The following is a 20,314-nucleotide window of genomic DNA, read 5'->3' as shown; positions in this document are numbered from 1 at the left end:
GTTGGTTTTACTCTCATTTCGGGAGTCAATCTAACTATAAAAATTATCATTTACTCAGCAGAAAAACTCAAAGTTAATTCATTACGAACATAATTTTAAGCGATTTGCTAGAATAAATGAGCCAAGTTTAGAAGCTTCTTTAAAGAGCTTCATAGCAAGATTAAACTGAAGAGTTTGATCATGGCTCAGATTGAACGCTGGCGGCAGGCTTAACACATGCAAGTCGAGCGGAAACGATACCAGCTTGCTGGTAGGCGTCGAGCGGCGGACGGGTGAGTAACACTTAGGAATCTACCTAGTAGTGGGGGATAGCTCGGGGAAACTCGAATTAATACCGCATACGACCTACGGGAGAAAGGGGGCAGTTTACTGCTCTCGCTATTAGATGAGCCTAAGTCGGATTAGCTAGATGGTGGGGTAAAGGCCTACCATGGCGACGATCTGTAGCTGGTCTGAGAGGATGATCAGCCACACCGGGACTGAGACACGGCCCGGACTCCTACGGGAGGCAGCAGTGGGGAATATTGGACAATGGGGGCAACCCTGATCCAGCCATGCCGCGTGTGTGAAGAAGGCCTTTTGGTTGTAAAGCACTTTAAGCAGTGAAGAAGACCATATGGTTAATACCCATATGCGATGACATTAGCTGCAGAATAAGCACCGGCTAACTCTGTGCCAGCAGCCGCGGTAATACAGAGGGTGCAAGCGTTAATCGGAATTACTGGGCGTAAAGCGAGCGTAGGTGGCTTGATAAGTCAGATGTGAAATCCCCGGGCTTAACCTGGGAACTGCATCTGATACTGTTAAGCTAGAGTAGGTGAGAGGGAAGTAGAATTCCAGGTGTAGCGGTGAAATGCGTAGAGATCTGGAGGAATACCGATGGCGAAGGCAGCTTCCTGGCATCATACTGACACTGAGGCTCGAAAGCGTGGGTAGCAAACAGGATTAGATACCCTGGTAGTCCACGCCGTAAACGATGTCTACTAGTCGTTGGGGAACTTGATTCCTTAGTGACGCAGCTAACGCAATAAGTAGACCGCCTGGGGAGTACGGCCGCAAGGTTAAAACTCAAATGAATTGACGGGGGCCCGCACAAGCGGTGGAGCATGTGGTTTAATTCGATGCAACGCGAAGAACCTTACCTGGTCTTGACATATCTAGAATCCTGCAGAGATGCGGGAGTGCCTTCGGGAATTAGAATACAGGTGCTGCATGGCTGTCGTCAGCTCGTGTCGTGAGATGTTGGGTTAAGTCCCGCAACGAGCGCAACCCTTGTCCTTAGTTACCAGCGGGTTAAGCCGGGAACTCTAAGGATACTGCCAGTGACAAACTGGAGGAAGGCGGGGACGACGTCAAGTCATCATGGCCCTTACGACCAGGGCTACACACGTGCTACAATGGTAGGTACAGAGGGCAGCTACACAGCGATGTGATGCGAATCTCAAAAAGCCTATCGTAGTCCAGATTGGAGTCTGCAACTCGACTCCATGAAGTAGGAATCGCTAGTAATCGCGGATCAGAATGCCGCGGTGAATACGTTCCCGGGCCTTGTACACACCGCCCGTCACACCATGGGAGTTGATTGCACCAGAAGTGGTTAGCCGAACCTTTTAGGACGGCGATCACCACGGTGTGGTTGATGACTGGGGTGAAGTCGTAACAAGGTAGCCGTAGGGGAACCTGCGGCTGGATCACCTCCTTATAGACGCATTCGGTCAGCAAGAATTCACAACAAGTTGTTCTTTAGTTTAAGCTTACGTTTTAGGACGTACTAGGGTCTGTAGCTCAGCTGGTTAGAGCACCGTGTTGATAACGCGGGGGTCGGTGGTTCAAGTCCACCTAGACCCACCATTATACATGGGGCCATAGCTCAGTTGGTAGAGCGCCTGCCTTGCACGCAGGAGGTCAACGGTTCGACTCCGTTTGGCTCCACCACTACAAACTTTGGTAGCTTAGCGTGCAAATAAATACAATAGGTATTAAATAGAAACAAGTGATTTATCTTTGAACAAAGACACGATTACTTCTTTCTGTTTTATACGGAAATCTATGACTTGACGAGAGCATAGAGACTATTTAAAAACATAGATATGAGTCTGGGTTAGCAACAACATTTCACGTGTTATTGCTAACCTGAAGACTAGCCTTTTAACGACATTGTTTGTTATCCCAAGGGCTAGTCTTCAAAGTAAAGAGAACTGAATCAAGCGTAAACATAGGTGATATCGTTATAATTGCTGACAAAGACCCTTTGGGGTTGTATGGTCAAGTAATTAAGCGCACATGGTGGATGCCTTGGCAGTCAGAGGCGATGAAAGACGTGACAGCCTGCGATAAGCTTCGGGGAGGCGGCAATATCCTGTGATCCGGAGATTTCTGAATGGGGAAACCCACTTACCATAAGGTAAGTATCTTGTACTTGTACAAGAAGCGAACGAGGGGAAGTGAAACATCTCAGTACCCTTAGGAATAGACATCAATTGAGATTCCCCTAGTAGCGGCGAGCGAACGGGGAGAAGCCGATTAATGCTAATGTAGAAGAACAGCGTGGGAAAGCTGACCATAGTAGGTGATAGTCCTGTATTCGAAACATTAGCGTTAACATATTAAGTAGAGCGGGGCACGAGAAATCCTGTTTGAAGATGGGGGGACCATCCTCCAAGGCTAAATACTCCTGACTGACCGATAGTGAACCAGTACCGTGAGGGAAAGGCGAAAAGAACCCCTGTGAGGGGAGTGAAATAGAACCTGAAACCGTGTGCGTACAAGCAGTGGGAGCCACCTTGCGTGGTGACCGCGTACCTTTTGTATAATGGGTCAGCGACTTATATTCTGTAGCAAGGTTAACCGTCTAGGGGAGCCGTAGGGAAACCGAGTCTTAATAGGGCGTCTAGTTGCAGGGTATAGACCCGAAACCGAGTGATCTATCCATGAGCAGGTTGAAAGTGCCGTAACAGGCACCGGAGGACCGAACCCACTGTCGTTGAAAAGCCAGGGGATGACTTGTGGATAGGGGTGAAAGGCTAATCAAACTCGGTGATAGCTGGTTCTCCCCGAAAGCTATTTAGGTAGCGCCTCGGACGAACACCATTGGGGGTAGAGCACTGTTTCGGCTAGGGGGTCATACCGACTTACCAAACCGATGCAAACTCCGAATACCGATGAGTGATATCCGGGAGACACACGGTGGGTGCTAACGTCCATCGTGGAGAGGGAAACAACCCAGACCGCCAGCTAAGGCCCCAAATTCCTAGTTAAGTGGGAAACGAGGTGGGAAGGCATAGACAGCTAGGAGGTTGGCTTAGAAGCAGCCATCCTTTAAAGAAAGCGTAATAGCTCACTAGTCGAGTCGGCCCGCGCGGAAGATGTAACGGGGCTCAAACTAGGAGCCGAAGCTGCGGATTTGAATTTGTTTTCAAGTGGTAGGGGAGCGTTGTGTAAGCCTGTGAAGGTGTGTTGTAAAGCATGCTGGAGGTATCACAAGAGCGAATGCTGACGTGAGTAACGATAATGCGAGTGAAAAGCTCGCACGCCGGAAGATCAAGGGTTCCAGTCCAACGTTAATCGGGGCTGGGTGAGTCGACCCCTAAGGCGAGGCCGAAAGGCGTAGTCGATGGGAAATCGGTTAATATTCCGATACTTGTTTATGATGCGATGGAGGGACGGAGAAGGTTATGCCAGCTCAGCGATGGTTGTCTGAGTGGAAGGATGTAGGTTTATAGCTTAGGTAAATCCGGGCTATTTTATACCGAGATCTGATAGCAAGTCCTACTTGTAGGACGAAGTGGCAAATACCATGCTTCCAGGAAAAGCTTCTAAGCGATAGTCATAAACGAATCGTACCCTAAACCGACACAGGTGATCAGGTAGAGAATACCAAGGCGCTTGAGAGAACTCTGCTGAAGGAACTAGGCAAAATGGTACCGTAACTTCGGGAGAAGGTACGCTGCTGATGGTGAAGGACTTGCTCCGTAAGCTATTGGCAGTCGCAGATACCAGGCTGCTGCAACTGTTTATTAAAAACACAGCACTCTGCAAACACGAAAGTGGACGTATAGGGTGTGATGTCTGCCCGGTGCTGGAAGGTTAATTGATGGGCTTAGCGTATGCGAAGGTCTTGATCGAAGCCCCAGTAAACGGCGGCCGTAACTATAACGGTCCTAAGGTAGCGAAATTCCTTGTCGGGTAAGTTCCGACCTGCACGAATGACATAATGATGGCAGCGCTGTCTCCAGCAGAGACTCAGTGAAATCGAAATCGCAGTGAAGATGCTGTGTACCCGCGGCTAGACGGAAAGACCCCGTGAACCTTTACTACAGCTTTACATTGAACTTTGACCTGACTTGTGCAGGATAGGTGGGAGGCTTTGAAACCGAGACGCTAGTCTTGGTGGAGCCAATCTTGAAATACCACCCTGGTCATGTTGGGGTTCTAACTCAGGTATAACAATACCGAGGACAATGTATGGTGGGTAGTTTGACTGGGGCGGTCTCCTCCTAAAGAGTAACGGAGGAGTACGAAGGTGCGCTCAGAACGGTCGGAAATCGTTCATAGAGTATAAAGGCAAAAGCGCGCTTAACTGCGAGACCCACAAGTCGAGCAGGTACGAAAGTAGGTCTTAGTGATCCGGTGGTTCTGTATGGAAGGGCCATCGCTCAACGGATAAAAGGTACTCTGGGGATAACAGGCTGATACCGCCCAAGAGTTCATATCGACGGCGGTGTTTGGCACCTCGATGTCGGCTCATCTCATCCTAGGGCTGAAGCAGGTCCTAAGGGTATGGCTGTTCGCCATTTAAAGAGGTACGCGAGCTGGGTTTAGAACGTCGTGAGACAGTTCGGTCCCTATCTACCGTGGGCGTTGGAAATTTGAGAGGATCTGCTCCTAGTACGAGAGGACCAGAGTGGACGAACCGCTGGTGTTCGGGTTGTCATGCCAATGGCATTGCCCGGTAGCTACGTTCGGATGGGATAACCGCTGAAAGCATCTAAGCGGGAAGCCCACCTCAAGATTAGATTTCCCTAAAGAGCCGTTCAAGACTAGGACGTTGATAGGCAGGGTGTGGAAGCGCAGCGATGTGTGGAGCTAACCTGTACTAATTGCTCGTTTGGCTTGACCATACAACACCCAAGTGGTTTGTATCAAGCATTATATCGATATCACCTTTATCCTTGATTCAGTTAGGATAAGTGATACTTAAGTCATTAAGTAAAACAAACACAGACTCATATCTAACCCCCTTTGCTGACGACAATAGCACGATGGCACCACCTGATCCCTTCCCGAACTCAGAAGTGAAACATCGTTGCGCCAATGGTAGTGTGGCTCCGGCCATGTGAGAGTAGGTCATCGTCAGCTCCCTATACCCTAAAAGCCCCCTAACTTGATTGTTAGGGGGCTTTTTTTTACTTTCAGTTATTGTACTACTCTAAATTTCATGTATTGATTGGCTACTAGTTATTATTCGTTCATTCCATTACACTATTTATAAAGTGCATTTAATCTGTTTAAAAGGAATGAAAATGACAACCTCAAAAATAACCTATCAAGGTGACTTGCGTACTAGCGCTATTCATTTGCAATCAAACAATGAAATTATTACTGATGCGCCGACTGATAATCAAGGCAAGGGTGAAGCTTTTTCACCGACTGATTTGTTAGCGACGAGCTTGGCAAGCTGTATGTTAACGATCATTGGGATTAAAGCTCGTGATATGGAGATTGATATCACCGGTACTACCGCTGAGGTGACCAAAGTGATGACAGCTGATCCAAGACGCGTCAGTGAAATACATGTCGCGATCACTTTTAATCGGCAGCTAGATGAGAAAACGCAAAAGATATTTTATAACACAGCGCTGACTTGTCCAGTTGCGAAAAGCATCCATCCTGATATCATGCAAAAGGTGACTATTTATTCTAAGAACTGATATATTTTATAATGGTGATTAATATGGCTACTAAAACCTTACTTATCGTCGCGCATGCGCCATCACCGAATACTAAGAAGTTGGCGCAAGCGGCCTACGATGGCGCTAATCATCCCGATATAGATATCAACGTCATACTTAAATCTCCTCAAGATACGCAGCCTGAAGATGTATTAGCAGCCGATGCATTATTATTAGGCACGACTGAGAACTTGGCGTATATGGCAGGATTGACCAAGGATTTCTTTGATCGTTGTTATTATCCAGTACTAGAAAAAAAACAGGGTATGCCGTTTGCGTTATATATTCGCGCAGGACACGATGGTACAGGGACTAAAAATGCGATGAAAACGATTACGACGGGGCTGCGCTGGGAATGGATTCAAGAAGCGCTAATTTTACAAGGTGATTGGCAAGAGGCGTTCACTGAGCAAGTCGAAGAGCTGGCAATGACATTGGCAGCAGGCATTGAGGCAGGTATCTATTAGGTCGTTGTGGTGGGTTATTATTGCTTATCTTCGTTATTGATATCTGTGCTTGATGAAAACAGTATTATAAGGATGGCCGTAGTGTTTAATAGTGATTCAGATAATACGCAATTGATTACTCCAGCTGGAGCGCCATTTTCGCAAGCGTGTGAAAATAATAAAGCACCTATCTTAAACGTGCTACAAAAAGAGCTACAAGAGCATACTCATGTCTTAGAAGTCGGCTCAGGTACCGGCCAGCATAGCGTTTACTTTGCACCAAGATTGCCACACCTACAATGGCAAACCAGCGATGTAACTGATAATCATCAGGTGATACAAGCTTGGCAAAATCGTTATCCTGCGCCGAATTTGCATGCGCCTGTCGCGTTTGATTTGACGACAGATTCGATACCGAGCTCAACGATGGGCAAGCCTTATGATGCCGTGTTTACGGCCAATACATTGCATATCATATCGTGGTCATTGGTACAGCAACTTTTTATTTTGGTTAGCGATAGTTTACCTATAAACGGCAAGCTGATTGTTTACGGGCCATTTAATGAAGACGGACGCTATACCAGTGCAAGTAACCAGCAGTTTGATCTCAGTTTGCGCCAGCGTGATGCTGGTAGCGGTGTCCGGCATAAAGAAGATATCATTGCTTTAGCCAACACTCACCATTTAACATTAATGACTCAATATCAGATGCCAGCGAACAACCAAATTTTGGTTTTTCAAAAAATAACCGCTAACTAAGTCAGCGGTTATTTGCGTTTTAATATCAGTATCAAGTTCTAACCAGTATTACGTAGTCCTGCTGCAAGGGCATTGATACTGCGAATCAGGGGATCTTCTACCGACAGTTTGTCGGTACTTTTAGCATCCTTATTATCAGGTTGGCGCATGCGTTTGAGTAGCTCGATTTGGATATAGTTGATCGGGTCTAAGTAAGCATTGCGCCATTGTAAAGACGCTGCCAGCTCTTGCTGCGTGGACAATAACGAGGTTTGCTCAAGCAGGGAGTTTAGGCCATAGTGAGTAAGCGCGTGCTCTTGCTCGACGGCCTGCATGACCTGTGTGCGTAAGTGTTCGTCTTTGCACAGCAGGCTGTAGGCGTGGGCGATATTCATCTCCGATTTGGTAAAGGCCATTTCGATATTGCTGATAAAAGCACTAAAAAACGGCCAGTTTTTATTCATCTCTTTCATCAATCCTTCGTTTTGTTTGACACTCTCTAATGCCGTGCCTACGCCATACCATGCAGGAAGAGTAAAGCGGGCCAATGACCAGCCAAATACCCAAGGTATCGCCCGAATGGTTGATTTGCTTGGCAAGCCTTTTTTGCGGTGGGCAGGGCGCGAGCCGATATTTAGCAAAGAGATCTCTTGTACAGGCGTGGCCTCGGAGTAAAACTGATAAAAGCCTTCTGTATTATCCGTCAATGCTCGATATTGCTGCTCACCAGCATCGGCCAAATCCGCAAACAGTGCTTCATAGCTATCGAGCTGGCCCGGCTGCGCTACAAAGCGTGATGAGCTGGCTTTTAGCGCGCCTGTGATGCCCATGGTTAGCTCAAACACTGCCGTATCTGGATTGGCATACTTGGCATAGAGCACTTCGCCTTGCTCGGTAAACTTGATTTGTCCGTTTAATGTGCCAGCAGGCTGAGCGGCGATGGCCTGATGAGTGGAGCCGCCGCCGCGACTGACAGAGCCGCCGCGGCCATGGAACAGACGGGTGCTGATGCCGTATTGGTTGGCAATACGGGTGATAGTCTGCTGGGCGCTATACAGCTGCCAAGCCGAGGTGATGATGCCGCCGTCTTTAGAAGAGTCCGAGTAGCCCAGCATAATCTCTTGAATATTGCCTGAGTGCTCAAGTAGCTCGCGATACAGCGGGTTATCCAGCACCGTTGGCATGATTTTATCGATGTTTTTAAGGTCTTCGATGGTTTCAAACAATGGTGCTACCGGCAAGGCGGCAAATAAGTGTCCGTCGTCATCGATACCAGACAAACCCGCAAAACGCATCAGCAGCAGTACTTCTAGCAGCTGACTGGCGTTATTGGTCATTGAGATCACGTAGCTGCCAAAAGTATCGTCGCCGACCAATTTGCGCAGTTTGGCCACCGACTGCATCAAGGCTAGCTGTTCACGGGTTTGCTCGCTTAAATTATCGGTATAAATCAGTGGCGTGCCTGGTTTTTGTAGTAGGCGGGTCAGCCATTCTTGGCGCTCTGCTTCGCTTAGCACCTTGTAATCGGGCAAGTTGGAGGCATTGGCAAAAATATCGGCAATGACCTCGCCATGATAGCCTGAGTCTTGGCGAATATCGAGCGCGGCCAGATGAAAGCCGCAGGTTTTGACCAAGCGGATGGTATCTAGCAGTAGCCCTTCGGCATGGGCGCTATCATGCGTGTTGACGCTCTTGCGGATAAGGCGTAAGTCATCTAACAGTGCGGCCGGCGATAAGTACGCGTCTTTTGCTGCATTGTCGTCTGTGCCTTGGCTTTGGATATACTGGTTGGTGGCTTTTATTTTGGCAAGGATGAGTGATAACAATCTACGGTATGGTTCATGATTGTAGTCATCAGGGTTATAACAAAACACCTGCTGATCTAGCTCGCTGTAGTCTTGGATGCGCTCATAAATCTCGGGCGCGATGGTAACGATGCTATCGCTATGAATGAGCTCGCGGCGCAGCTTTCGGATCAATACTTGATAATGGCGCAGCACCGTATTGGCGTGCATCAACACGGCCATTTCTGTGGTCTCATGAGTGACAAAGGGGTTGCCATCTCTATCGCCGCCGATCCAAGAGCCAAAATTGACAAAAGCGGGTAGCGCATAGTCACTAAGCTCTGGATAAATCTCTACGATTGCGTCTTTGATATTGCGATAGACTTTCGGTATAGCGGTAAAGAGACTGGCGTCAAAATAATGCAGGCCATTATTAATCTCATCATAGACCAAAGGCTTGCGAGTACGGACTTCATCTGACGACCATAGTAGATCAATGGTTTCCGCGGTTTTTTGTTTGGCCTGCTCAAAGGCGAGACTGCCCTCAGGATAGACACCCATGGCATCGGTGTGCTCATATAGCGTTTGCAAGATATTCATCGTCGTACGGCGACGCGCCTCGGTAGGGTGCGCGGTAAAGACAGGGATAAATTTTAGCTGATCGATGAGCTCTTTGATTTGTTCAGGTTCGATCTGCCGCTCGCGGCATTCTGATAAAGTGCGACGAAAAGAGCCTTCCCAGCTTTGGTTAGACTCCGCGCGCATCACTCGCCGCTGCTCACGTAAGTAGTTTTCTTCGGTCAAATTTGCCAAAAAAAAGTAAATAGAAAACGCGCGAATGACATTTTTTAGTGTTTGATTGTCTAGCGAGGCGATGAGCTCGATAAGTTGCTTTTTTTGTCCGTCGTTATGCTCGCGGCGCTCTTGGATAAAACCTTGGCGCAAGGTCTCGATGGTATCTAAGGTTTGTTGCCCAGATTGGCGAGAGATGGCTTCGCCTAAAAACGATCCTAATAAACGAATGCGCGCACGCAATACGTCGTTATCTAATAACATAACTGTCTTCCTTGTCTATAACTAGGGAATATATCCAATAAAGCTTGGATATGGCTATTTTCCTTACTCAACGAACAATACGCCCTAGACGGATGAATAAAGACGGCCCGTAAATACAGTTACGAACCGCCTTATACAAAGTGATACATCAAGCCTTTTATGATGGCTATAAGCGATGGTTATAAAAATTTTGCTTGTTCAGAACTCGCCGCTAGTGTTTGCCACAGCTTTGATGTCGGCTGACTTTATTTTATGGCTGTCCTTATAATTTAACTGATAATAGGCCCGAACGCTATCGATATTCTTGAGGCAAAAAATCTAAAGAACGCTGCCATGAGCGTTAAGGACTTAGCAATATATTTGATGATAGTAATGTGCCAATAGTTTGGGTCATTGGTTTAACCAAAAATCAACAAGCTTCACGATATATGTGACATAAATCGCGAAGTTTTTAAGTAAGATGAGTGATGAGCACCATGGTTGGCAATGCTAGCAGTTGACATTGCGAACGGTTGGCACTGCCAGTCATAGTAGCGAAAGAGCAACAATAAAAAGTTAGATAATCAACTGCCGCGTAACCCATAAAACATGAAGCGACAGCCGAAGTCACTATATAGATACCAGGATATAAATACTGGGTTTACGCGCTTTGGATGGTTTCATCAGAGGCCATTTTATTCATCAGCTAGGATATATTATGAAAAAGCATCTTGATCATACTGACCCCGCAAACAACATGACTATTGAACGTGGACATGGTGGCGAGACGCACCAGCGTGCAGACGATGATGGTAAAGTCTTAACGACGCAGCAAGGCGTTGCGATTTCTGATAACCAAAACTCATTAAAAGCTGGCGCACGTGGGCCAACTTTGCTAGAAGATTTTGTCCTGCGTGAAAAAATTCATCATTTTGACCATGAGCGTATCCCTGAGCGTATCGTCCATGCACGTGGTAGCGCCGCACATGGTTATTTTGAGTTGACAGAATCGTTAGAAGAATACACGACCGCCAAAATTCTTACAGAAACAGGGAAGCAGACACCTTTATTTACTCGTTTTTCGACCGTGGCTGGCAATAAAGGCTCAAAAGATACGCCTCGCGATGTCCGCGGCTTTGCGGTCAAGATTTATACCGAAGAAGGTAACTGGGATATCGTTGGTAATAATATGCCGATTTTCTTTATTCAAGATGCCATGAAATTCCCAGATCTGGTGCATGCAGTCAAGCCGGAGCCTGATCGCGGCTTTCCGCAGGCAGCATCTGCTCATGATACCTTTTGGGACTTTGTGTCGTTAAGTCCTGAGACCATGCACAATGTCATTTGGCTGATGAGTGATCGAGCGCTCCCGCGTAGCTTTAGCATGATGGAAGGCTTTGGCATTCATAGTTATCGTTTGATTAACAAAGACGGAAAAAGTACCTTTGTACGTTTTCATTGGAAGCCAGTAGCAGGTGTACAGTCGCTTACTTGGGATGAAGCGGTAAAAATATCTGGTGCTGATCCTGATTATAACCGCCGTGACATGTATGAAGCGATTGATAATGGCAAATACTTTGAGTGGGAGTTCGGTGTTCAGTTATTTACTGAAGAAGAAGCCAATGAGTTTCCATTTGACCATCTAGATGCGACCAAGTTGATTCCAGAAGAGACGGTGCCTGTGAAAATCATCGGTAAAATGGTCTTGAACCGTAACCCTGATAACTTTTTTGCAGAAACGGAGCAAGTAGCATTTTGTCCGTCACATCTGCCGGCTGGTATCGATTTTAGTAATGATCCTTTACTGCAAGGTCGTCTATTTAGTTATCTTGACACCCAGCTGTCGCGTCTGGGGTCGCCAAACTTTGCGCAAATCCCTATTAACGCGCCAAAATGTCCGTTTGCCAATAATCAGCAAGACGGCCACATGCAAATGCAAGTACCCAAGACGCGTACCCTCTATGAGCCACAAAGTCTGGATTTAGATCGTCCACGTGAAAGCGTCAAAAAAGGCTTTGAGTCGTATGCAGAGCGCTTAGATGATAATGTAAAAGGCCGTATTCGCGCAGAGAGCTTTGCAGACCACTATAGCCAGCCGCGCATGTTCTACCGTAGTCAAACCCCAGCTGAGCAGGCACATATTGCGACGGCCTACGCATTTGAGCTGGGTAAAGTAGATACTCCTCATGTACGTACCCGTATGCTCAGCCACCTGCTGCATATTGATGAAGATTTGGCCAAGCGCGTGGCAACTGCCTTGGGTATGGAGTTACCAGAGCCTGCTGATGCGGCAGCGCCTGTACAAGACATGACGATATCAGAGGCTGTACAGACCATCGGCCGTACGCCTAAGAGTTTAAAAGGGCGATTGGTGGGTATCTTGGTCGCCGAAGGCTCTAAGCATAGCGAGATTAAAAAGTTCGAAGATGCGGTCAATGCTCAGGACGGGATGGTAAAAATCGTTGCGCCGAGTAAAGAAGTAAAACTAGATGATGGTACTCGCATACAAGCTGAAGAGCGCGTAGCAGGGGCGCCTTCGGTATTTTTTGATGCGGTGGTCAGTATCATCATGCCAGAGCAAGCCAAGAAACTAGCAAAAGACAGCTCGACCTTAGATTGGTTTACTGATGCTTATGTACATTGCAAAGCCATTGCCTACTGCGGAGCGACTGAAGAATTCATCTTAAGTAAGCTGCCAGTAGAAAAAGACAGCTTTGTCACGCCTCTTGCTGACTTAGATGCCTTTACCGAAAATGCCAAGTCGCGTCTGTGGGAGCGTGAGCCAAAGGTTCGTGACCTTGCATAGTTGACTGGTACGGTATCAGTTTTTACCTTCAAACGCTTTATCTTAAACTCAGCCTAGGTGCTGAGTTTTTGCTTTTTTAGGGCTGGGTGCGGCAGTGTATGATTTAAAGCTGACATAAGGTGAACTATTTATAGTCACAAGCGTTCACTCAAAATCGTTTTTTTAGCCATAATGAACGTTATACTAAATAGCAAATGGATTTAATAAATGCTCATGGCATTGAATCATGGGTCAGGGAATAAATAATAATGAGCTTATGTGAGATTGTACGTTTAGAAGGCTATATCCAAAGTACCTATCTTGCGGTATATCCAGACAAGATCATGCTGTTAGATGGTGGCTGTCGTCCTGATGTGGCGTTGGTGCTTGATTATATAAAAACGACGCTACAACGCCCGCTAACGGATCTAAAGGTGGTGATGGTCACACATATGCACCCTGATCATGCTGGCGGTGCTCTGCAGTTTAAAAAACAGACAGGCTGCCTGATCGTATCAGCAGACAAAAAAACTCAGTGGTATGGCGGTATCGGCGGGCGAGCCATGCATGTCATCGATATGAATTTGGCGCATTATGTGGCGAGACGGCAAGGACGCTCGGCCAAAAATCTTTATTACCCGGCACATCTGAATCCTGATGTGATGGTAAAAGATGGCGACTGCGTGCCTGAGTTTGATGAGTGGCAAGTGCTTGAAACGCCAGGGCATACAGATCGTGACTTATCGCTATTTCATCTGCCAAGTCGGCAAGTATATACAGCAGACTTGATTATCAAGCTGCGTCACAAGTTCGTCGCGCCATTTCCTATTTATGATCCAAAACTCTATATCCAGTCGCTGCAAAAAATCAAAGCGTTAAAGCCCTCGGTGGTGATGATGGCGCATGGCCGCGAGCTGGCGATAGACGACGCCACTTTTGATATGCTCATCACGCAGGCACCCAAGCATCCGCGTACCATCAAAGACACCATCAAACATAAGCTGCTATGGCGCAAAGACGCTGACTTTACTGTCTTTTCGCGTCGCCGTAAATCCAAACGATAGCGCTAACAGGCACGCAAAAAAAAGCCCCGTCACTATTAAGTTAGTGATGGGGCTTTTCAAATATGGTGGGCCGACCGCGACTCGAACGCGGGACCAATTGATTAAAAGTCAACTGCTCTACCAACTGAGCTATCGGCCCTGAGAAGCGTATAAAAAAAGCACTGCTTTTTTAGCTTCGCAAGAGAAAATCCTTTAAATAGGGTTTTCTAACATTTATGCATATAATCAATGTATCTGACGCTATGCAAGAATAATTTTCTTAAAAGAAAACTATATAAATCTAAACATCTTAATGATGTTTTTTACTCATTTATCACTACCGGATAGGGCAGAACGATAAACAAGCATCAAACTAAATATGGTGGGCCGACCGCGACTCGAACGCGGGACCAATTGATTAAAAGTCAACTGCTCTACCAACTGAGCTATCGGCCCTGAGCGAGGATAAAATGAAGTACTACTTCATCCGAGTGCAAGAGAATTTACATTTTCGTAAATTCTAAGAAACTCGATATCAACACTAGGTTTGCATATTACTGCAAGAGAAAATTCTTTAAATAGAATTTTCTATCAAGCTTATTATCTGAGTATATCGTATTATCAATATTAGCAGAGACAGTAAGCTTGGTTTCTCGTTTAGAAAGTTTGTATCCCTAAACGTGAGAGCACATTATATATATTATTATGACAATTACAACCCCACATGATAAAAAAAGTGCAAATCTGGCAGGATTTTTTAGTTTTTTTGCCATTTTTATCATTTTTGCTCTTTTTAGCCGTGTGTGTTTGGTCAATGCGTCATTATGTGTCGTGATTAGTCTCGAGATAGTGCGTCAACGGGATCAAGTTTGGCGGCATTACGGGCTGGCAAAAAGCCAAATACAATCCCAATGAGCGTCGAGCAAACAAAAGCTGCGATAATAGAGGTCGGTGAGTAGATGACTTTAAAGCTATCGCCGCCGATGCGGTTGATCAGCTCACCGATGGCAAATGCCAAGCCAATACCCAGTAGTCCTCCTAAAATACAAACCAAAACAGCCTCTATCAAAAACTGCTGCATGATATCGCTTTGCCGCGCCCCAACCGCCATACGCACCCCAATCTCGTTGGTACGTTCGGTCACAGACACCAGCATGATATTCATCACCCCGATACCGCCGACGATCAGTGAGATAACCGCCACTGAGGAGATGAGCAGCGTCATCGTCCCTGTCGTGGCCTCGATGGTCTGGCGAATAGAGTCAGAGTTGATAATCTGAAAGTCCGCCTTGCCATGACGGCCTTCTATCAGCTCGTAGATAGCAGACTCGGCGACACTAGATGAGACACTGTCATCGAGTAATGCCACAAAACGATTGATATAAGCGCCGCCCGTAATACGGGACATGACGGTGGTATAGGGCATATATATGGTGGGTGTGGTGATATCAGGGCCAAAGCCGCCATCGTTCTCTGCCAGTACACCGATCACCCGCCCTGGTACGCTGCCGATTAGTATGACCTCACCGATAGGGTTGTCGATATCGGCAAAAAAAGCCTGCTTGGCATTGTCGTCGATGATGATGTCCTGACTGCGCAGACTGATACTTTGTGCATCAAAGCCTTGACCTTGTACCAGTGTTTCACCTGTGACTTGTAGATAGTCTTCGCCGATCCCATTGACCGTTGCGTCTTCTTGTACACTGCGATAACGAACGCTAGAGGTGCTATTTACTTGCGGACTGACGCTAATGACGTAAGGTTGATTGCCCACAGCTTGCGCATCTTCAGGGGTCAGGTTGTCGTCATTATACCGGCGGCGCGGATCGCCTCTGGGGTAGCCGTCATTGACAGTAATGGTGTTGGTGCCCAATGAGCTGATGTTGGCAAGTATCTGCTGCTGTGAGCCTTGACCGAGGCCGACGATAGAGACCACCGCCGCGATGCCGATGATGATGCCCAGCATGGTAAGCAGGGTACGCATTTTGTGCGCACGCATGGCGAGCAAGGACATCTTAAAAGCTTCAAGCAAGCGATCAAGAAAGCTTGCCAAGGCGCTTTTGCGGTGGCTACCTAGAATAGGAGCTGGCTGCTGGGTGGTTGGCTGATAATGCTCGGTTTTATAATCTGCAATGATATGGCCGTCTTTTAGCTCAATGACACGCTCGGCTTGCTCGGCCAGATGCGGATCGTGGGTGACCATGATGATGGTATGACCCTGAGCATTTAGGTCATGCAAAATCTCCATCACATCATCGCCGGACTTGCTATCGAGCGCGCCTGTCGGCTCATCGGCCAAAATTACATCACCACCGTTCATCAAGGCTCGAGCGACAGAGACTCGCTGCTGCTGACCGCCTGAGAGCTGATTAGGACGGTTGTCGACTTTATTGCCTAGTCCGAGATCGGTGAGCAGCGCCTCTGCCCGTGTCATGCGTGCACTCGTATCCATGCCTGCATAGACGGCAGGGACAGCGACATTATCACGGGCGCTGATATCGCCGAGCAGATGATAGCGCTGAAAGATAAAGCCGAAGTGCTCACGGCGCAGCTCGGCCAGCTCGTCAGCATCAAGCTTGTTGGCTGATTGTCCATAAATCTTATAGTCTCCCGCTGTCGCTTGGTCCAAGCAGCCCAAGATGTTCATCAACGTCGACTTGCCAGAGCCAGACTGACCGATAATCGCGACCATCTCGCCTTGATAAATCGTCAAGTCAATATCGTGCAACACGCGAATGGTCTGCTCACCTGCCGCAAACTCCCGAATAATCCCCGATAGCTGCATGATGGGCTTGGTAGGAGGAGTGGCTACTTGGCTTTTTTTATCAGCTATCAGCGAGCGCTCGCTCGGCTGTGGAGAAGGTTGAGGTGTCATCATAGCAGTGTCTCAATAAGGTCATGAGCTTTGTCATAAAAGCGCTTGTGTGCGTCAGTGCTTGTATGGCCGAGTGAGTTTAAGACAGATTCAGTTAACATCTACATTCTTGGCGGGCCACCTGCGCGGCGACCACTGCGCAAGCCTTCTGCATTTTCTGTACTGATGATGATTTCTTCGCCTGCTGTTAGGCCACTGAGTATTTGCGCGTTGACGCGGTTGTCGATACCGACTGTGACGGCGCGCTTCTCTACGCTGCCGTCGTCTTTTAACACACGGACAAACTTACTGGTATGCTCAGACGTGTTATTACTTACTTGGCGGCTGGTTGCATCTGTGGTTTTGCCATCAGCAGGCCCGTCATGGATGACAGCAGAGGGCACCAGCAGTGTGTTTTTTGCTTGATCGATGACAATGTAAATCTGCGCGGTCATATCGATGCGAAATAAACGCTCAGGATTGGGAACTTCAACGTAGCCGACGTAGTAGATGGCGGCATCGGTGGAGCTGGTTTCGCTGATTTTTTCTGGTGCAGGCTCTATTGCGGTCAAGGTAGCATCGTACTTTTGGTCTGGATTGCCAATGATGTTGAAATAAGCGGGCATGCCAGCTTTAACATTGATGACATCAGCTTCAGAGATTTGCGCGTTGATACGTACGGTCGAGAGGTCGGCGAGAGTGACTAGCGTCGGGGTGGTTTGATTGGCATTGACCGTGGTGCCTTGCTCGGTGGTGATCGAGACGACAGTACCAGAGATGGGTGCGCGGATAGTGGTATAGCTCAAATCCTCGCGAGCAGTATTGACGTTGGTCTCTGAGATGCGTAGCGCCGCTTGCTGGCTATTGATATTGGCGTCTGTGGTGGCGATAGCGGCTTTGGCTGTATCAATAGCGGCGCGCGCATTGGCCACCGCGGCCTTTGCTGTCTCGACGTTGGTCGCTTGTGTGTCATGCTCCTGCTGCGATATTGCATCGATAGCGACTAAGTCTTGTAGGCGAGCAAAATCAGACTGAGCTTGTTTGAGCTCAGATTGGCGGCTGGCAAGATCGGCGTAGGCGCTCTTGAGGCTGGCTTGTCGGCTTAGCGCTTCTGCACGGGCGCTTTGTAGTGCGGCGCGGCTTTGCTCTAGACTGGCTTGCTGATTGCTTAAGTTGTTGTTTTGTGTCACTTGATCGATTTGGGCAATCAAATCGCCTTGCTGCACTTCGTCTCCCACCTCTACATAGAGCCGTTTGACCTCACCTGATACCTGCGCGCCGACATCGACGGTATTGAGGGCTTTGACCTTGCCTGAAGCCATGACGTTATTTTCGATATCACCGACCTCCACCTTCGCCGTTAGGTAGTTAGGCGCTGTTTCTTTTGGCATAAAAAAACGATAGGCCAGCGCGCTGAATACGACGACGACCAAAGCGACCACTGCCCATTTGATCGCAGGTTTTTTGCTTATTTTGCCCATGACAACTATCCAATCACAATAAAATCAAGTGTAGCTATAGTAGAGGCTTGCTGCGCAAAAAGGAATGGCAATTAGTTTAAGAAAGGTTAAGGAGGATCGAGAGAACCAAAATCTGCCACTCGGTTGTGGCGGATTTGGTCGTCGTTTATACAAGTAATTTAGGGATGGCGGTCAAACGAGAGGTGTATCAAGTGATAAACAAGCGTTTGCCAGACAGCTCAAGCGCTGCTTGTAATAGTAGCTCCCATGCAGGCTGACGGATAAGTCCTTTGATGGCTTGGTCGCAGCGATAAAGCAGCGCCGGCCACTGCGCGGTCTGCGCCTTTGACTGGCGACGACACGCCTGCTGATATAAGCCTTGTTTGCTGCGCCAAATGCCGAGCGCCTGCGGGTCTTGTCCATCTAGCAGCTGCATAATCTGGCGCATGTCTTTACTGATTGCCCACAGTACCAACGTCGTTGGCTCATCGGTGGCCTTGAGCTGCGTGATGATTTTGACTACCTGCGCGCTGTTGCCAGCCAGCATGGCATCGGATAAATCAAAGACACTAAACTGAGCATCACTGACCAGCGCGGCTTGTAGATCATCAATATCTAATGCGACGTTTTCGGTAGGAGCTTTGCCATCAGTTGAGCTGGTAGAGTGATGGGTTGACTGTTGATGAGGAGTTGCCGCAGGTGCGAGCTGCGGCGCAAACAGATAAGAGAGCCGCCATAAGGTTTGATAGGCGCTTAGCAGATGATGCTCGGTATGCGACATCAGCAGCTGCCACGCTTCTTGTGACAGCGTGAGGCCAAACTGCTGGGCCTGTATCTGTAATAGCTGCTGACGCTGCTGCTCATTGTACAAGTTGCAATCAATCACATGACCGTACTGAGCAAACGGCGCAAACCATTTGCTGCTCTGGCTGCGCTTGTCTTGCTTAGGCGTAAGCCATAGCAGGCTTTGACTATGCGTGCCTGCTTGTGCCTCGATAGCAAAACGTTCGAGTGCGGCAATGACGGCTTTATCAGGTTTATGATTGCCTGTCACAATCAGCGCACTGGCATCGTCAAACAACGACTGACTGCCAAGCTCGGATAGCACATCTTGCCAGCTTTTTACTGACACCAGTTCGATACGTTTGATGGCATAGTTTTGCGCGCGCCAGTGCGGACGCATGGCATCGATAAGCCATTGACTGAGTAACGGCTCATCACCGTGTGCCAGCCACAAGCCAGCTACTGCCGCCGCGGGTTGTAGTAGTTTTGGATAGGCTTGGATAAAAGTATCTTGCATAGGCTGATGATACACAGGTTAAAAAAAGAAGAAAAGAGCGGCATTACATGATCATGAAGAATGACGAAGCATTCCTACAAACTTATAAAATTACTGGGCGTTTGGCACCATCACGGTGGGTGCAGTGGCGCTGTTTATCATGGGTACTGCCTGCTTATTAGAAGGTGGCACTTTGGGTAAGGAGATGGCGACGTATTGATCCGTGATACGGCGTGCCAAGCGCTCATAGAGCCAGTCACGAATCTGATCGCCTTGCTGATCGTCAGTGCTAACCGAGGCTTCGTTGTACTGATAGCTGCGATCGACTTGGATGGCGTTTTTGAGTATCACAGGTTTGCCATTTTCAAAGGTCTGATAACTGACATCGGCTGAGAGCACCAAACGGATTTCTGTCAAAACCCCAACCAGCTCATAACGCTTAAATCGCACATTGCTGATATCGATGACGGCGATGGGCTCTGCATGTGCTTGTCGATTGTTACGTGCCACATCATCTAAGGTCATATTGCTCATGACTTCCGCGCCTAGGGTTTTTAGGCGCTGAGTCAATGGCAGCTTGAGCGGAAACGACGTGCGATCATCCTCGATAATGACCGCTGTTTTGGCCACATCGAGCAGCATTGGTGTTTCATAACCGCGCAGCTGAAAGCCGCAGCCACTCAGTGCGGTGGTGGCACCGAGCACGGTCATCATCGGCAAAGCAGCCAGTAACGCTGTCGCAAGTTTTCGTCCGCTGGTCGATGATTGTGACGGTACTGCTCGGTGCTTATACGACATAATCGCTATCCTTTAATGATAAAAAGCTTGGAGAGTGTCCTCAAATCCTCGTCTTTGGCCTAGTGAAGCAGTAAAGGCCGCTATCGATGGAGGTGAGGGCACGCACTAAGGTAATAAAGACGCATCGCAGAACAGCGCTAG

Annotated in this window: 10 protein-coding genes, 4 tRNA genes and 3 rRNA genes; 10 read left to right on the top strand and 7 right to left on the bottom strand. The window is 47.9% G+C overall.

Features of this window, described 5'->3' with window-relative positions:
- The first annotated feature begins 162 nt into the window (after window positions 1–162).
- The 8 genes from AADH33_RS09835 to AADH33_RS09800 all read left to right on the top strand — a co-directional run bounded on the left by AADH33_RS09835 (window position 163) and on the right by AADH33_RS09800 (window position 7,156).
- Window positions 163–1,702 (top strand): 16S ribosomal RNA (locus tag AADH33_RS09835).
- 72 nt (window positions 1,703–1,774) lie between these two features.
- Window positions 1,775–1,851: transfer RNA gene (locus AADH33_RS09830), tRNA-Ile, on the top strand.
- A gap of 8 nt (window positions 1,852–1,859) precedes the next feature.
- A tRNA-Ala gene (locus AADH33_RS09825) sits at window positions 1,860–1,935 on the top strand.
- Window positions 1,936–2,263: 328 nt separating this feature from the next.
- Window positions 2,264–5,120 (top strand): 23S ribosomal RNA (locus AADH33_RS09820).
- A 123-nt stretch (window positions 5,121–5,243) separates the two neighbouring features.
- Window positions 5,244–5,358: ribosomal RNA gene (gene rrf / locus AADH33_RS09815) — 5S ribosomal RNA — on the top strand.
- The 16S, 23S and 5S rRNA genes sit together here with 2 tRNA genes alongside, the layout of an rRNA operon.
- 164 nt (window positions 5,359–5,522) lie before the next feature.
- Entirely contained in the window at window positions 5,523–5,930 is a 408-nt protein-coding gene (locus AADH33_RS09810; RefSeq protein WP_075101437.1) for an OsmC family protein, read from the top strand.
- Between the two features lie 23 nt (window positions 5,931–5,953).
- Window positions 5,954–6,418, top strand: coding sequence for a flavodoxin family protein (locus AADH33_RS09805; protein ID WP_348548793.1), 465 nt, complete (start codon window positions 5,954–5,956; stop codon window positions 6,416–6,418).
- An 81-nt stretch (window positions 6,419–6,499) separates the two neighbouring features.
- On the top strand, window positions 6,500–7,156 hold the full coding sequence (locus tag AADH33_RS09800) for a DUF938 domain-containing protein (RefSeq protein ID WP_348548792.1): 657 nt from the start codon (window positions 6,500–6,502) through the stop codon (window positions 7,154–7,156).
- Window positions 7,157–7,194: 38 nt separating this feature from the next.
- Here the strand turns inward: AADH33_RS09800 and ppc are convergent, their stop codons facing one another.
- Window positions 7,195–9,975 (bottom strand): phosphoenolpyruvate carboxylase, encoded by a 2,781-nt coding sequence (gene ppc / locus AADH33_RS09795; RefSeq protein ID WP_348548791.1) that lies wholly within the window; start codon window positions 9,973–9,975, stop codon window positions 7,195–7,197.
- Window positions 9,976–10,672: 697 nt separating this feature from the next.
- On the opposite strand from ppc, the gene AADH33_RS09790 reads away from it, so the two are divergent.
- Together AADH33_RS09790 and AADH33_RS09785 are read left to right on the top strand one after the other, a co-directional pair.
- Window positions 10,673–12,760: a catalase gene (locus AADH33_RS09790; protein WP_348548790.1), complete on the top strand. Its 2,088-nt coding sequence runs from the start codon at window positions 10,673–10,675 to the stop codon at window positions 12,758–12,760.
- Window positions 12,761–13,008: 248 nt separating this feature from the next.
- Entirely contained in the window at window positions 13,009–13,803 is a 795-nt protein-coding gene (locus AADH33_RS09785; RefSeq protein ID WP_207969400.1) for an MBL fold metallo-hydrolase, read from the top strand.
- A 63-nt stretch (window positions 13,804–13,866) separates the two neighbouring features.
- On the opposite strand, the gene AADH33_RS09780 is transcribed toward AADH33_RS09785, so the two are convergent.
- From AADH33_RS09780 to AADH33_RS09755, 6 genes are all read right to left on the bottom strand, one after another.
- Window positions 13,867–13,942, bottom strand: a tRNA-Lys gene (locus AADH33_RS09780).
- 220 nt (window positions 13,943–14,162) lie between these two features.
- Window positions 14,163–14,238, bottom strand: a tRNA-Lys gene (locus tag AADH33_RS09775).
- A gap of 379 nt (window positions 14,239–14,617) precedes the next feature.
- Window positions 14,618–16,567, bottom strand: coding sequence for a MacB family efflux pump subunit (locus tag AADH33_RS09770; RefSeq protein ID WP_243456149.1), 1,950 nt, complete (start codon window positions 16,565–16,567; stop codon window positions 14,618–14,620).
- A 191-nt stretch (window positions 16,568–16,758) separates the two neighbouring features.
- Window positions 16,759–18,117 carry an efflux RND transporter periplasmic adaptor subunit gene (locus AADH33_RS09765; RefSeq protein WP_348548789.1) on the bottom strand — a complete coding sequence of 453 codons (1,359 nt, stop codon included), beginning with the start codon at window positions 18,115–18,117 and terminating at the stop codon, window positions 16,759–16,761.
- Window positions 18,118–18,304: 187 nt separating this feature from the next.
- Window positions 18,305–19,396, bottom strand: a complete 1,092-nt coding sequence (locus AADH33_RS09760; RefSeq protein WP_348548788.1) for a DNA polymerase III subunit delta — start codon at window positions 19,394–19,396, stop codon at window positions 18,305–18,307.
- Between the two features lie 90 nt (window positions 19,397–19,486).
- Complete coding sequence (locus tag AADH33_RS09755) at window positions 19,487–20,173, bottom strand: LPS-assembly lipoprotein LptE (protein ID WP_243456143.1); 687 nt, start codon at window positions 20,171–20,173, stop codon at window positions 19,487–19,489.
- Between the last annotated feature and the right edge of the window lie 141 nt (window positions 20,174–20,314).

Source organism: Psychrobacter sp. KFRI-CH2-11 (assembly GCF_038239325.1).
Lineage (GTDB): Bacteria > Pseudomonadota > Gammaproteobacteria > Pseudomonadales > Moraxellaceae > Psychrobacter > Psychrobacter celer.
Note: the sequence above shows the minus strand (reverse complement) of the source record. Positions and strands in the feature narration are given on the sequence as shown.

Coding starts and splice junctions, on each gene's coding strand:
- AADH33_RS09785 (WP_207969400.1), top strand. CDS start 13,009: ATGAGCTTATGTGAGATTGTACGTTTAGAAGGCTATATCCAAAGTACC.
- ppc (WP_348548791.1), bottom strand. CDS start 9,975: ATGTTATTAGATAACGACGTATTGCGTGCGCGCATTCGTTTATTAGGA.
- AADH33_RS09755 (WP_243456143.1), bottom strand. CDS start 20,173: ATGTCGTATAAGCACCGAGCAGTACCGTCACAATCATCGACCAGCGGA.
- AADH33_RS09790 (WP_348548790.1), top strand. CDS start 10,673: ATGAAAAAGCATCTTGATCATACTGACCCCGCAAACAACATGACTATT.
- AADH33_RS09770 (WP_243456149.1), bottom strand. CDS start 16,567: ATGCAGCTATCGGGGATTATTCGGGAGTTTGCGGCAGGTGAGCAGACC.
- AADH33_RS09760 (WP_348548788.1), bottom strand. CDS start 19,396: ATGCAAGATACTTTTATCCAAGCCTATCCAAAACTACTACAACCCGCG.
- AADH33_RS09805 (WP_348548793.1), top strand. CDS start 5,954: ATGGCTACTAAAACCTTACTTATCGTCGCGCATGCGCCATCACCGAAT.
- AADH33_RS09765 (WP_348548789.1), bottom strand. CDS start 18,117: ATGGGCAAAATAAGCAAAAAACCTGCGATCAAATGGGCAGTGGTCGCT.
- AADH33_RS09810 (WP_075101437.1), top strand. CDS start 5,523: ATGACAACCTCAAAAATAACCTATCAAGGTGACTTGCGTACTAGCGCT.